The sequence below is a fragment of the Lacticaseibacillus zeae subsp. silagei genome (assembly GCF_030770335.1).
Lineage (GTDB): Bacteria > Bacillota > Bacilli > Lactobacillales > Lactobacillaceae > Lacticaseibacillus > Lacticaseibacillus zeae.
Map to the genome: position 1 here is coordinate 1,302,429 of NZ_CP132484.1, position 13,308 is coordinate 1,315,736.

A 13,308-nucleotide genomic window follows, 5' to 3' on the forward strand; every position below is an offset into this window, starting at 1 on the left:
TGGTGTTCTAAAGAAGCAAAATCGGCCTTTTCGTGACAGAAATCACGTATCATGTGGATAGCGACAAAAACTTATGAAAAGAGGTTGGGACTATGTTACTCACCGTCATTGCTTACGCCATGATTATTGTTTTCATGTACGTCATCATGACCAAGAAGCTCTCACCATTCACTTCTTTAGTGATGATCCCGCTGCTGTTTGCAATTATTGCGATGGTAGCAGGCGTGGCGAAGAAAGGGACGATCGGCGATTTCGTGTTGAAGGGTCTGACAACGACCGCTAACACAGGGATCATGCTCTTATTCGCTATTCTGTATTTTTCCATTATGCTCGACGCCGGTCTGTTCGATCCGATTACAGCCCGGATGATCAAGATCGCAAAAGGCGACCCGATGAAAGTGCTGATGGCAACCGCGATTGTTGCGATGGCAGTTTCACTTAACGGGGATGGCACCACAACGACTTTGATCTGCTGCTCAGCATTTATTCCGATTTATAAGAAGCTCAACATGAATATGATGAATCTCGGTGTTTTGATTATTTTGCAAAATACCATCATGAACCTGTTGCCTTGGGGCGGGCCAACCGCTCGGGCCATGGCCGTTTTGAAGGTTGATGCCGATATTTTGACGTATTTATTGCCAGGTATGATTCTGGCCTTGGCTTATGTTGTTTTCTACGTTGCGCCACACATGGGCCGCGCGGAACGGAAACGCTTGGGTGTTCGGGAATTAACCGATGAAGAAATCGATGAGATGACGTCAGTGGTTGATCCTGAAGTTTCCGAAATTCGCCGTCCAAATATGTTTGCTTTTAATGGCATTCTGACCATTGTGCTTATTGCCTGGTTGGTGGCAAGTTCCTTTATCAAGGCGATTGCAATGCCACCGCTGTTGCTCTTCTTGGTTGGTACCTGTATTGCATTGATGGCTAACTATCCTAAGTTAGGCGACCAAAGCAAGCGAATCGGTGCTAACGGCGGCGATGCCGTGCAAGTTGTTATTCTGGTCTTTGCTGCCGGGGTCTTCATGGGCTTATTCCAGGGAACCGGGATGGCCGAAGCACTTGCCAAGAGTTTCACCGCGATTATTCCAAGTTCCATGGCTGGGTTCTGGGGATTGGTTATTGCGCTGATTTCTGCACCAGGGACCTTCTTCTTGAGTAACGACGGCTTCTACTTCGGCGTTATGCCGGTGCTGGCAACTGCAGGACGCGCCTATGGCTTTACCAATATGCAGATGGCTTTAGCATCATTAATGGGACAAGCATTCCACTTGCTTTCACCGTTAGTTGCCTTTATTTACCTACTGCTCCGGCTCACCGGGTTGGACATGGGTAAGTGGCAACGTGAAGCTGGTAAATACGCATTAGGCGTTTTCGCCATCTTCGTGGTCACCGTTATGCTCTTCGGCCACGTACCATTCTATCTACCACAAAAGTAAGCACCAATTCAAAAAGACACCGAAAAGCCAATCGTGATTGGCTTTTCCCCGTATTATAAGGTTGATGAGAACCAGAAAATGCATGACGATAACGATTGGTTCGGCATTTAACAACGTTGGTTCAAGCTTACATTAACGCGTTTGCTGGTGCAGAAGCCTGCATGTAAGGACCTTGGTCGCAATGGTCAAAGCCCGACCATCACGCCCAAGGCCGCTTACACTCCGGCTTCTACCCGCATCGGCTCACGCTTAGGGGGTGTAAAGATGTTTAAATGGTTGCATCGGCGTAAACAACCGCAAACGCTAATTGAATCGACGCCGGTTAAATCGGTGAATGCTGATGAAGCAGCTCAGGCGGATGAATGGGAAGAAGTACCCAATTATCTGGAAGTTGATCCGGCGAATGAACTGACTGCCAGCTTAATCGCTGCCGCGGTTACTGCGGACACGGCGCCTGATGCCAAACTTGTGCTTAAACATTTGTATGTTGAAAATCCCGAGGCCAAACGGGTTGGCTTGATTGCCAGCGCGATTGCGGCGGGTGATGGTCATGGGCATTATGTGGTCAAGTCAATTAAGAAAAAGGTGGACTGAAAAAGATGTTGAGAAAATTCAAGATCACGATCGATGGTAAAACCTATCTGGTCGAAATGGAAGAAATCGGCGGTACGCCAGCAGCAACGGCCGCACCAGCAGCAACGGCGGCTCCGGCTGCGCCAAGTGCACCGGCACCAGCAGCACCAACGCCTGAACCAGCGCCGGCACCTGCTGCTCCGGCTGCGCCGAGTGGTGAGGGTGAAGTCGTCACGGCACCAATGCCCGGTACTGTCACTAAGATTCTGGTTAAAGCCGGTGATGCTGTCACCGAAAATCAACCACTGATGATTCTCGAAGCCATGAAAATGGAAAACGAAATTGTGGCACCCAAAGCCGGTACAGTTGGCGAGATCATCGCAACGCTGAATCAAAATGTAAATTCTGGTGATGGATTGATCAGCATTATTTAACAAATAAAGAGGAGGGAAGTGAAGGTATGGAAGCGCTCATTCACGGAATCACGACCATTACGCTAGGCCAAATTGCGATGATGCTGATCGGTGCGCTCTTGATGTATCTGGGTATTAAGAAAGAATACGAACCAACATTATTGGTTCCGATGGGACTGGGCGCCATTTTGGTGAACTTCCCGGGAACCGGTGTTTTGACCCAGGTCGTTGGCGGTACTAAGACGGAAGGGGTATTGGATGTCCTGTTCAAAGCCGGCATCAACACTGAACTTTTCCCATTACTGATTTTCATTGGGATCGGCGCCATGATTGATTTTGGCCCGTTGTTACAAAATCCATTTATGTTACTTTTCGGGGCGGCTGCTCAATTTGGTATTTTTGCTACTGTCTTCGTTGCTGTTTTCTTCGGTTTCAATATTAAAGAAGCAGCCTCAATCGGGATCATCGGGGCGGCGGATGGCCCAACATCCATTTTCGTTTCTAACCAACTGGCACCGAATTTACTGGGCGCCATCACGGTGGCAGCGTATTCGTATATGGCGTTGGTGCCGATCATTCAACCGATGGCAATCAAAGCAGTCACGACGAAGCATGAACGACGCATTCGAATGACTTATCGCGCAGAAGGCGTTTCCAAGACAACCAAAATTCTGTTCCCGATTATCATCACTATCATCGCTGGTTTCATTGCTCCGATTTCCCTGCCATTAGTAGGGTTCCTGATGTTCGGTAACCTGCTTAGGGAATGTGGCGTGTTGGATCGATTGTCTAACACCGCGCAAAACGAACTGGTCAACATCGTTTCGATCCTGTTAGGGTTGACGATTTCGGTTAAATTACAAGCAGATCAGTTCCTGAATATTCAAACATTGATGATCATTGCGTTTGGGCTTTTCGCCTTCATCATGGATTCGGTCGGCGGCGTTCTTTTCGCTAAGCTATTGAATCTGTTCCGCAAAGAAAAGATTAACCCGATGATCGGTGCGGCCGGCATCTCGGCCTTTCCGATGTCCAGCCGGGTCATTCAGAAGATGGCGACGGATGAAGATCCGCAGAACTTTGTATTGATGTATGCCGTTGGGGCCAATGTTTCCGGTCAAATCGGTTCGGTTATTGCCGGCGGTCTCTTGCTATCATTCTTCGGTGCTTAACATCAATGCACCTGTCAGTTGAGAAGTCTGAACACCCTTGGGAGGTTTTGCGTTATGAAATTTGATCCGACTGCTGTTGAACAGGCTGGTGAATTGATGCTGGTAGGTATGGGCGGCGTGTTTATTGTTTTGTTCATCATCTACCTCGTCGCCAAACTATTGTTGAAATTTGCGCCAGCCAAAAAAGCGGCAAAATAAAATGACAACGTTAAAGCGTATTTGGTTCGATTTGAACCCGCAGGCCGCTGAAGCCTGGCAGACGTTGCTGGTTGATGCAGGCTTGACTCCGGATCGCCAAGTCGATTATACAGTTGGCATCTTTGAAGGAGACGATTTGCTGGCGACGGGGTCATTGTCAGGCAATATTATCAAAGAAGTGGCCATTTCACCGACAGCTCAACATGAGAATTTGTTGGCGCAAATTATTCAGGCCTTGCTCGATCGACTGGACGATGAAGCCATCACGCATAGCTTTGTTTATACCAAGCCAAGCACGCTGAAATTTTTCCAGTCACTAGGATTTAAACAGTTGGCGGCTACCGGATCAGTGGTTTTATTGGAACGGGGCTATCCTAACTTTGCCGACTATACCAAGCTGCTGGAAGAATCTCGCCAATCTGGCAAGCCTGTTGCAGCCATTGTGATGAATGCGAATCCGGTGACCCGCGGCCATGCCTATTTAATCGAACAAGCAGCAAAGAACAATGCAGTTGTTTACGTTTTTGTTTTGTCAGCTGAACGATCAATGTTTACGGCAACAGAGCGTCTGGCCTTGGTCAAAAAAGTGGCAGCACGTTGGCCGAACGTGGTGGTTTTGCCGACACAGGACTACATGGTCTCCAGTACCACGTTTCCAAGTTACTTTCTCAAGGATCGGGCAGATGCGGCGATTGCGACCGCGCAAGCCGGACTAGACGCGGCGCTTTTTAAACAGCGGATTGCCCCGATTCTTGGCATCACCCGGCGATACGTTGGTGAAGAACCGCTTTCGCCAGTCACGGCGATTTATAATCAGCAGTTGGCAGCGACTTTTGCCGATGATATCGAATTAATCGTGGTGCCGCGTTTGACGATTGGCGGCTCGGTTGTCAGTGCAACCCGCGTTCGTGCCGCGATCAAACAGCATGACTGGGCCACGGTAGAACAAATGGTTTATCCGGAGGTTTATACAGAAATAAAGGAGCGATCAACTCATGAAAATTAATCATCCCGCAACGGCTGGGACATTAGAGTCAAGCGATATTCAAATCACGCTGACGCCTGCCGACAGCGGTACCACGATCCAACTGCAGAGCAGTGTTGAAAAGCAGTTTGGCGAGCAAATCCGTGCCGTGATCGCAGCAACTTTGACAAAATTGGGTATCGAAGGGGTTGCGGTAGAAGCAAACGACAAAGGTGCTTTGGATTGTACCATCAAAGCACGGACCATTGCGGCAGCCTACCGTGCAGCGGATAACAAGACATTTGACTGGGAGGAGATCAACGCATGGATAAATTAAGAAGAACCATGATGTTTGTCCCAGGGGCTAACCCGGGAATGTTACGCGATGCCCCCATTTACGGTGCGGATGCCATCATGTTTGATCTTGAAGATGCCGTTTCATTAAAAGAAAAAGATACGGCTCGGATGTTGGTGTATTCAGCTTTGAAAACTTTTGACTATAGCAGTGTTGAAACGGTTGTCCGGGTCAATGCGCTTGATGCTGGCGGCGATCAGGATATCGAAGCGATGGTACTTGGCGGCATTAATGTGATTCGGTTGCCGAAGACGGAAACCGCGCAGGATATTCGCGATGTCGATGCCGTAATTACGGCAGTTGAAGAAAAATATGGCATTGAGGTCGGTACCACGCATATGATGGCTGCGATTGAATCCGCAGAAGGCGTTTTGAATGCTCGCGAAATTGCGCAGGCGTCGTCACGCATGATCGGTATTGCGCTTGGTGCGGAAGACTATTTAACCAGCCAGCACACGCACCGTTCTGCCGATGGGGCGGAATTGTCTTTTGCCCGTAACTATATTCTGCACGCAGCCAGAGAAGCGGGTATTTCTGCTATTGATACGGTTTACACGCAAGTCGACAACGAAGAAGGCTTGCGGCATGAAACCGAATTAATCAAGCAACTCGGCTTTGACGGCAAATCAGTTATCAATCCGCGGCAAATTCCAGTGATTAACAGTGTCTTTGCTCCGGCCTTGGCTGAAGTACAAAAAGCCCGCGAAATTGTCGCCGGTTTGAAAGAAGCCGAGGCTAAAGGTGCCGGCGTTGTTTCTGTCAATGGTCAGATGGTTGATAAACCGGTGGTCGAACGAGCCCAATATACGATTGCGCTCGCTAAGGCATCAGGAATGGAGGTAGACTGATGGTCAAGAATAAGCTTAATCGTGAGATCCCGGCACCGTACGCCGATCAATATGGGGTTTATGGTGGCGAGTTTGCCAATATTCAGCCTTACGATGAACATGCACGGCACATCAAGCCGGTGAAGCCCGATCATAGTAAATTGGTTGCTTCGATTCACGATGCCATTGTGGCCACTGGCTTAAAAGACGGCATGACTATTTCATTTCATCACCATTTTCGTGAAGGCGATTATGTGATGAACATGGTCATGGCCGAAATTGCTAAAATGGGAATCAAGAATCTCTCGATTGCACCAAGTTCAATTGCCAACGTGCATGAACCGCTCATTGAGCACATTAAAAATGGCGTTGTCACCAACATCACCAGTTCTGGCTTGCGTGATAAAGTTGGTGCCGCGATTTCCAGTGGTATCATGGAAAATCCGGTTGTGATCCGGTCCCATGGCGGTCGGGCGCGGGCGATTGCGCGCGGCGATATTCACATTGACGTGGCTTTCCTCGGCGCACCAAGCAGTGATGAATACGGCAACATCAATGGCACTAAAGGAAAAGCAACTTGTGGTTCCTTAGGTTATGCCATGATTGATGCCAAGTATGCTGATCAAGTCGTTGCTATTACCGATAGTCTGGTCCCTTACCCGAATACGCCGATCAGTATCCCGCAAACCGACGTTGATTATGTAGTTCAGGTTGATTCTATTGGTGACCCAACTGGCATTGCCAAAGGAGCGACCCGCTTCACCAAGAATCCTAAAGAATTAAAAATTGCGGAATATGCCGCAGAAGTGATTACCAAGTCGGCTTACTTTAAAAATGGCTTTTCCTTCCAAACCGGCACAGGCGGCTCATCACTTGCCGTTGCCCGGTTCTTGCGGGAAGCAATGCTGAAGCAAGACATCAAAGCAAGCTTTGCACTAGGTGGGATTACCAATTCCATGGTTGATCTCCTGAAAGAAGGACTCGTTGAAAAGATCATCGATGTCCAGGACTTTGACCATCCTTCAGCGGTCTCGCTTGGTGACAATGCCGATCATTACGAAATCGATGCCAATATGTATGCTTCGCCACTGAGCAAAGGTGCGGTGATTAACCAGCTTGATATCGCGATTTTATCAGCGCTGGAAATCGACACTGATTTCAATGTCAACGTCATTACCGGTTCTGACGGCATTATTCGCGGCGCATCAGGCGGTCACAGTGATACAAGTGCTGCCTGCAAAATGAGCATGGTTATTGCGCCATTGGTTCGAGGCCGGATTCCAACAATTGTCGAAAATGTCAACACCGTTGTGACTCCAGGTGCCAGCGTTGATGTCGTAGTCACCGAAGTCGGTGTGGCCATTAACCCAGATCGGCCAGACTTGATTGAAATGTTCAAGCAATTGAAAGTGCCACAATTTTCGATTGAAGCGCTTAAAGAAATGGCATACAAGATTACCGGTACGCCTGAACCGATTAAGTATGGTGACAAGGTCGTTGCGCTGATCGAGTATCGGGATGGTACCTTGATCGATGTGGTCCACAATGTTTAAGCTGTCAGTTTTAGACGGTCCACAGATTGATCTCGGGCAAATGCTCGCAGCTAAAGATGCCAGGATCGTCAAGGAACGTGAATGGTTGAACGCTCATCCCCAAACCGTTTTGTTGCATGTGACTTTGCGAATTCCAGGTCCGGTTAAGACTGGCCAGCGAGTGGTCGCAGTCTTTTCAGCGGCGATGCAAGCGTTAGAGGATCAACTGGGTGAAGCAGTGCAGGAAAGCCAAATCGAAACCTTGGCAACTGGCCCCGAAGCTTATTTAGCAGTTCGGCTGTCACCAATCACCTTGAAGCGACTGATGGTTGGCTTTGAGCAGCAACAGCGTTTTTGCGACCTACTGGATCTGGACGTGGTGACGTTAAAAGACGGGCAGCTCCACCAGATTTCGCGCGTTGATCTTGACTTGCCACCACGCGCTTGCTTGGTTTGCGGCGGGGATGCCAAGGTCTGTGCTCGATCACGGCGACACGGCCTGCCGGAAGTTCAAAAAGTGGTCGAAGCAATCATAAAGGAGGGGTGGACCACACATGGCTAAACAAAAAGTCCAATTTATGGAAACCGTGTTACGTGATGGCCAGCAGAGTCTGATCGCCACGCGGATGCCGTTAAGTGACATTCTGCCGATTTTGGGCAAAATGGATGCTGCCGGTTATCATTCGTTAGAAATGTGGGGTGGGGCCACGTTTGATGCCTGCCTCCGTTACTTGAGCGAAGATCCGTGGGAACGTCTGCGCAAGATTCGTCAAGCTGTGAAACACACCAAGTTGCAGATGCTACTGCGCGGCCAAAATTTACTTGGCTATAAAAATTACGCCGATGATGTTGTCACCGATTTTGTCACAAAGTCGGTTGAAAACGGTATTGATATTATTCGGATCTTTGACGCCTTAAATGACACGCGTAACTTGAAGACCGCGCTTGAAGCCACTAAAAATGCTGGTGGCCACGCACAACTGGCGATTAGTTATACAACCAGCGAGTTTCACACGGTTGATTACTTCATCAAGTTAGCCAAGGAAATGGCAGACATGGGTGCCGATTCGATTGCGATCAAAGACATGGCGGGCATTCTGACGCCCCAGAAAGCTTTTGATCTCGTGACCGGCATTAAGCAGGAGATCACCGTGCCGCTTGAAGTGCATACGCATGCAACCGCGGGCATGGCTGAAATGACGTATCTTGAATCGGTGCGTGCAGGGGCTGACATCATTGATACTGCCGTTTCCCCATTTGCCGGTGGGACCAGTCAGCCAGCGACTGAATCAATGTTGGTTGCTTTGCAGGATCTAGGTTATCCAACCAATGTCAAGCTGGACGTGGTGAGTGATATTGCCAGCTATTTTGCACCGATTCGTGATCGGTTCCGCGATGCGGGGCAATTAAACCCGCGGGTCAAGGATGTTGAGCCGAAGTCATTGATTTATCAAGTGCCAGGCGGAATGTTGTCTAACTTGCTTGCCCAGTTGAAAGATCAAGGCCAGGAAGCTTTATACGGGGACGTTTTAAAAGAGGTGCCTCGCGTCCGTGCTGACTTAGGGTATCCACCGCTGGTAACACCATTATCACAGATGGTCGGTACTCAGAGCTTGATGAATGTGATGAGCGGTGAGCGCTATAAGTTGATTCCAAAAGAAATCAAAGACTATGTACGCGGTTTATATGGTCGGCCGCCTGTACCGATTTCTCCGGAAATGACAAAGAAAATCATTGGTGATGCGTCGATCGTGACGACACGTCCGGCTGATTTAATCGAGCCGCAGATGCCGGGATTCCGTAAAGCAATCGCCAAATACGCTCATTCAGAAGAAGACGTTTTGAGCTATGCTTTGTTCCCTGACCAGGCGAAAGACTTTTTAGGTCGGCGCGAAGATCCATTTTATGATGTTCCGGTTCAAACAGTTGATTTGACGTTTGATCCTACCCATAACTGAGTTTCACGCCCGTTTCAGCCTGCAGAAGAATGGCTTTCTGTTGGAAGAAATTTGGGTCAAGCCGTTAACCGACTAGTTAACGGCTTTTTTTGGTATAATGGCCTCCAGGACGAGGGGGAACGAACGATGAATGAAGTGGTGCCAGCCGTTAAGAAAAATTTGGATCTTTCACAAAACCGGCCGATTAAAGAAGCGGTTTACGAAGCGTTGCGCAAAACTATCTTGCTCGGCGAAATACCTAGCGGCGAACGGATTAACGAGAAGAATCTATCCGAAAACCTCAACATTAGCCGCACACCTATTCGTTATGCGCTTGAACGTCTGGATGAAGAGGACCTGGTCGAACGCAAAACCGGTATCGGGGTTGTTGTGAAAGGGATTTCGATTAATGATGCTTACGAGATTTTTGACATTCGCAAGGAATTGGATGTTTTAGCGATTCGCAAGGCCATGCGCTTGATGACGCCTGACCAATTTAAACAGATGCGGGCGCTTTTGGAAGAAACGGATCGCCTAAACGATGCAGGACGAGTGTCAGAAGTCATGGCAAAGTTTACCGAATTTAACAACTTTATTTATGATGCGAGTCACATGCTGCGGTTGAAAATGATTGTCAATCAGCTGCAGAATTATTTGATTTATTTTCGCGATATTAGTATTAATGGTGACGATCGCCGTAATTTGGCGATTCAGGAACATTGGTTGCTTTATCGCGGCATGTTAAATCGGGATGACGATCAGATCAAACTCATTACCCGGGAACATCTCGAACATTCATTGCAATATATTCTAAAAGTCATGAAGGCTAAACACATTGAATGAACAACGTATCGCTCAAGCAGCGGTGAACAGTTTACATGCGGAAGTGCTGCTTGCACCCAAGCCAGGCTTAGTCGATCCCGAGTCTAACGGGGCCCACCGGGATATGGATGTCACCACATTTGAGGCCAGCATTGCCGCGTTGGCACCTTATTTCACACAATACCTGCACGCTGGTCTGGCAGCTAAAACAGTACCGCAACTTTATCAGGAGTTGCGGACGATTGGCATTGACGCGGAAAATGCCATGCTGACAGCAACGCACGGCGTCAATACGCATCGAGGTGCCAACTTCTCTTTTGGCTTTTTATTAGGGGCACTTGGCTGGTTGTTGCAGCAGGATTCTTTGCCTGATTTGGTGGCGGTGGAATTTGCGCCGCTTTTTCCGGCGGTGGCGCAAGTTGCACAAGGCGTTGCCGGTGATTTTCGCCATTTGGGTGACAAAGCGCAGCTAAGTCATGGCGAAGCTTTATATGTGAAACACGGCGTTACAGGCGTTCGTGGCGAGGCGCTGGCCGGTTACCCAACCATTCGTGAGCACATGTTGCCATATCTGCGACAGACGACGACACAAGGCGATTTGCGTTACTTGCGTTTAATGGTGCATCTGATGGCGCAAGTTGAAGATGCCAATCTTTTGCATCGCGGCGGCCCGGCTGGCTTGCGTTTTGTGCAGGATGCAGCAAAGACATTACTGCATGTTTCCGATACGCGGTTGCCCAATGCCTTGCGCACCTTAAATGCCGAGATGATCACCCTGAATCTGAGCCCGGGTGGTACGGCCGATTATCTGAGTCTGGCATACTTTTTTGATGCGTTGACGCTCCTGGGAACCAAGCCAGCTTGACCAGATCATTCGGTTTCCAAAATAAGAAGCTAAAGCATGGCACTCGTGGTAATAGCGGGTGCCGTTTTTGATTCAAACCGGAAAAGGAATCAAATCGATATGCCGAATCATGTCGATACTGATGTTTTGACCGTCAACATTAACCACATCACTATCGCTTAATCCGGCTACTTTACCGGTGATTGGCGGCAACATTTGACCATTTGGTGTTTGCAAATCAAGCTGAAGGGTGACGGATTGGCCTTCAGCATAAGCGCGCAGCAAAATCATACGAATATAAGGCTGCTCCTGTAAAGAAAGCGGCGGATAGGTGACGCTTTCGGCTTTGGCTTGTTTTTTTAACGCTGCGGTATGGTCGGAGAGGTAATAGCCCTGCCACTTGCGCATGCCGCGGTCGATATACCGATTGGCAAAAAAATCGTCGACCAATGCCGCAAACTTTTGCTCGCCGATTTTATCTTCGTACGTCATTCAAATCACCTCAGAACAATCTTACGAACATATGTTTGCTTTTGCAAGTCATTCGTGCTATTTTTACTAAGTTACAAAAAGATGACACGCCAAAGCCTTGTAAATATTAAGATTTGTTTGCTTTGATATCTTTTTGTAACATTGGGAATGACCGGCATGCTAGACTAAAAATGTTGAAAGAAGCAAAATGCTGATCAGGTTTGAGTGGGAGTGGTTGACATGAAGAAATGGATGATGATAGCAGCAGCCTTGGTAACACTTGGCGGACTTTCCGGCGCCGCGTTTTATCAGCATCAAGTCAGTGCCAAAAGTGAGGTAAGAACGGCAGATGCCGAGATGACGTCAACAAAAGCATCGACACGTCAATCGCTGACAAGTCAGGCTAGTGTACAAGTAAGCACGCCAGCAAGTGAGAGTGAAACTAGTGTGACGACCTCGGCCAAAACGGATGTGACGACTACGACTGCCAGCACTTCAACCGATGCTGTCAATTCATATAGCGCCACCGCGTCTTCAGCGACTAGTCAGCCCACGGTTAAAGCACCGTTTTATATTGGCACATGGCATAATGAGCACGTGACACTGACGATTACTGGCGACCAGATGACCATTACCCAAGCAGGGGTAAACACGACCTCTGGTTACACAGCAACACAACAGGGGAACGGTGTTATTTTAACGCCGACCGATGTTGCCGCAGATGCCATTTATTTGGTGCCGGTAAACGGCGGTCTTCAGTGGGTTGCACCGGGAGCGACCACCCCACTGATACTTCGGCCATAACGCTTAAACATAAAGACATAAAAAAAATCGGCTCTAGCGTCTGTGTGACGTCGGAGACGATTTTTTAATTTGGCAACTCGCCGATTTTACAAATAAAAACTTAATCTGTCGCCTTATTGAGCGTTTTATCTTCAACGCTGGTAAAGAGATGATCATCAAGGAAACCCTTGGTTTCAGGTAATGCGAAACTGGTGTAGTCGCGTGCATGACCGGTACCTGGCACCACATGCAATGAAATGTCGCGGCCAAACATAGCTGCCTGTTGCACGAAATGTAAGGCACTTGGCAGAGGCATTAGCTCATCTGCGGAGTTAAAGAGCAACGTTGGCCCAAGTTGGTCGGTCAAATGATTCGTTGGATTGACTGCTGTTAACAGCCGCGGATCCAGGCCGCCTAAATATGTTTGAATAAAGTACTTATAAAAAGCATCGTGGATTTCATGAATCTCAGTGAGACCAAATTCACTTTTGGCATCAACCGATGCTTTCACCATTTGATTTTTCTGAACCCAATTGGCAAAGTCGACAACCGGTGACCACGCAACCACAGGGTAACCGGAAGATAGGCTGTTTTGTAAAACCATGGTCCCACCCGAACTGGCACCTAAGAGGCCCAGACATTTGCGGTCGAAGTCATAAGGGGAAGCAAGCAGCCAGTCGACAAAATGATCGAAATCGTTTTGCGCTGTCGGATACAAAAACTTCGGTGCTAGGCGAAAATTGGGAATCGCCACGAGATAACCGGCATTGGCAAAATATTCACCTAAATCATCTTCATTTTTCTTATCTCCACGAAACCAGCCGCCGCCGTGGGCATACACGATGGCCGCACCATTGGCATCCTCTGGCACATAAATATCAGCGGGTAAATTATGGGCCTCATCGTAAATCACATCTTTTTCTACTTGCATATTTGCCTGTTCCTCCTTATTCTTGTACATTAGTTATACTCTAA

16 protein-coding genes are annotated in these 13,308 nt (G+C 48.4%); 14 read left to right on the forward strand and 2 right to left on the reverse strand.

The window, feature by feature from the left end; all coding sequences use genetic code 11:
* The first annotated feature begins 92 nt into the window (after positions 1 to 92).
* The 13 genes from LACZS1_RS06215 to citG all read left to right on the forward strand — a co-directional run bounded on the left by LACZS1_RS06215 (position 93) and on the right by citG (position 11,100).
* The gene (locus LACZS1_RS06215) at positions 93 to 1,442 is read left to right on the forward strand and encodes a CitMHS family transporter (RefSeq protein ID WP_010491356.1); all 1,350 of its coding nucleotides are present in this window, start codon (positions 93 to 95) and stop codon (positions 1,440 to 1,442) included.
* A gap of 264 nt (positions 1,443 to 1,706) precedes the next feature.
* Positions 1,707 to 2,036: a hypothetical protein gene (locus LACZS1_RS06220; RefSeq protein WP_070650090.1), complete on the forward strand. Its 330-nt coding sequence runs from the start codon at positions 1,707 to 1,709 to the stop codon at positions 2,034 to 2,036.
* Positions 2,037 to 2,041: 5 nt separating this feature from the next.
* The gene (locus LACZS1_RS06225) at positions 2,042 to 2,449 is read left to right on the forward strand and encodes an acetyl-CoA carboxylase biotin carboxyl carrier protein subunit (RefSeq protein WP_070650089.1); all 408 of its coding nucleotides are present in this window, start codon (positions 2,042 to 2,044) and stop codon (positions 2,447 to 2,449) included.
* 26 nt (positions 2,450 to 2,475) lie between these two features.
* Entirely contained in the window at positions 2,476 to 3,600 is a 1,125-nt protein-coding gene (locus LACZS1_RS06230; RefSeq protein ID WP_039639198.1) for a sodium ion-translocating decarboxylase subunit beta, read from the forward strand.
* Between the two features lie 54 nt (positions 3,601 to 3,654).
* Positions 3,655 to 3,798: an OadG family protein gene (locus tag LACZS1_RS06235; protein WP_010491350.1), complete on the forward strand. Its 144-nt coding sequence runs from the start codon at positions 3,655 to 3,657 to the stop codon at positions 3,796 to 3,798.
* Between the two features lies 1 nt (position 3,799).
* Positions 3,800 to 4,804 carry a [citrate (pro-3S)-lyase] ligase gene (citC, locus tag LACZS1_RS06240; RefSeq protein WP_070650088.1) on the forward strand — a complete coding sequence of 335 codons (1,005 nt, stop codon included), beginning with the start codon at positions 3,800 to 3,802 and terminating at the stop codon, positions 4,802 to 4,804.
* Positions 4,794 to 5,099 (forward strand): citrate lyase acyl carrier protein, encoded by a 306-nt coding sequence (gene citD / locus LACZS1_RS06245; RefSeq protein ID WP_010491348.1) that lies wholly within the window; start codon positions 4,794 to 4,796, stop codon positions 5,097 to 5,099. Before citC ends, citD begins: the two co-directional genes overlap by 11 nt.
* A complete protein-coding gene (locus LACZS1_RS06250; RefSeq protein ID WP_010491347.1) occupies positions 5,087 to 5,965 on the forward strand; it encodes an aldolase/citrate lyase family protein in 879 nt (292 codons plus the stop codon). The genes citD and LACZS1_RS06250 overlap by 13 nt, the downstream gene beginning before the upstream one ends.
* Positions 5,965 to 7,497 (forward strand): citrate lyase subunit alpha, encoded by a 1,533-nt coding sequence (gene citF / locus LACZS1_RS06255; protein WP_070650087.1) that lies wholly within the window; start codon positions 5,965 to 5,967, stop codon positions 7,495 to 7,497. Before LACZS1_RS06250 ends, citF begins: the two co-directional genes overlap by 1 nt.
* On the forward strand, positions 7,490 to 8,038 hold the full coding sequence (gene citX / locus LACZS1_RS06260; RefSeq protein ID WP_070650086.1) for a citrate lyase holo-[acyl-carrier protein] synthase: 549 nt from the start codon (positions 7,490 to 7,492) through the stop codon (positions 8,036 to 8,038). The genes citF and citX overlap by 8 nt, the downstream gene beginning before the upstream one ends.
* Positions 8,031 to 9,434, forward strand: coding sequence for an oxaloacetate decarboxylase subunit alpha (locus tag LACZS1_RS06265; RefSeq protein ID WP_070650085.1), 1,404 nt, complete (start codon positions 8,031 to 8,033; stop codon positions 9,432 to 9,434). Before citX ends, LACZS1_RS06265 begins: the two co-directional genes overlap by 8 nt.
* A gap of 126 nt (positions 9,435 to 9,560) precedes the next feature.
* Complete coding sequence (locus LACZS1_RS06270) at positions 9,561 to 10,256, forward strand: GntR family transcriptional regulator (protein ID WP_010491343.1); 696 nt, start codon at positions 9,561 to 9,563, stop codon at positions 10,254 to 10,256.
* Positions 10,249 to 11,100, forward strand: a complete 852-nt coding sequence (gene citG / locus LACZS1_RS06275) for a triphosphoribosyl-dephospho-CoA synthase CitG (RefSeq protein ID WP_070650084.1) — start codon at positions 10,249 to 10,251, stop codon at positions 11,098 to 11,100. Before LACZS1_RS06270 ends, citG begins: the two co-directional genes overlap by 8 nt.
* A gap of 72 nt (positions 11,101 to 11,172) precedes the next feature.
* Here the strand turns inward: citG and LACZS1_RS06280 are convergent, their stop codons facing one another.
* Positions 11,173 to 11,571 (reverse strand): hypothetical protein, encoded by a 399-nt coding sequence (locus tag LACZS1_RS06280; RefSeq protein ID WP_025013107.1) that lies wholly within the window; start codon positions 11,569 to 11,571, stop codon positions 11,173 to 11,175.
* A 219-nt stretch (positions 11,572 to 11,790) separates the two neighbouring features.
* Between LACZS1_RS06280 and LACZS1_RS06285 the strand changes: the two genes are divergently transcribed.
* Positions 11,791 to 12,354, forward strand: a complete 564-nt coding sequence (locus LACZS1_RS06285) for a hypothetical protein (protein ID WP_070650083.1) — start codon at positions 11,791 to 11,793, stop codon at positions 12,352 to 12,354.
* Between the two features lie 100 nt (positions 12,355 to 12,454).
* On the opposite strand, the gene LACZS1_RS06290 is transcribed toward LACZS1_RS06285, so the two are convergent.
* Positions 12,455 to 13,264: an alpha/beta hydrolase gene (locus LACZS1_RS06290; protein WP_070650082.1), complete on the reverse strand. Its 810-nt coding sequence runs from the start codon at positions 13,262 to 13,264 to the stop codon at positions 12,455 to 12,457.
* Positions 13,265 to 13,308: the final 44 nt, after the last annotated feature.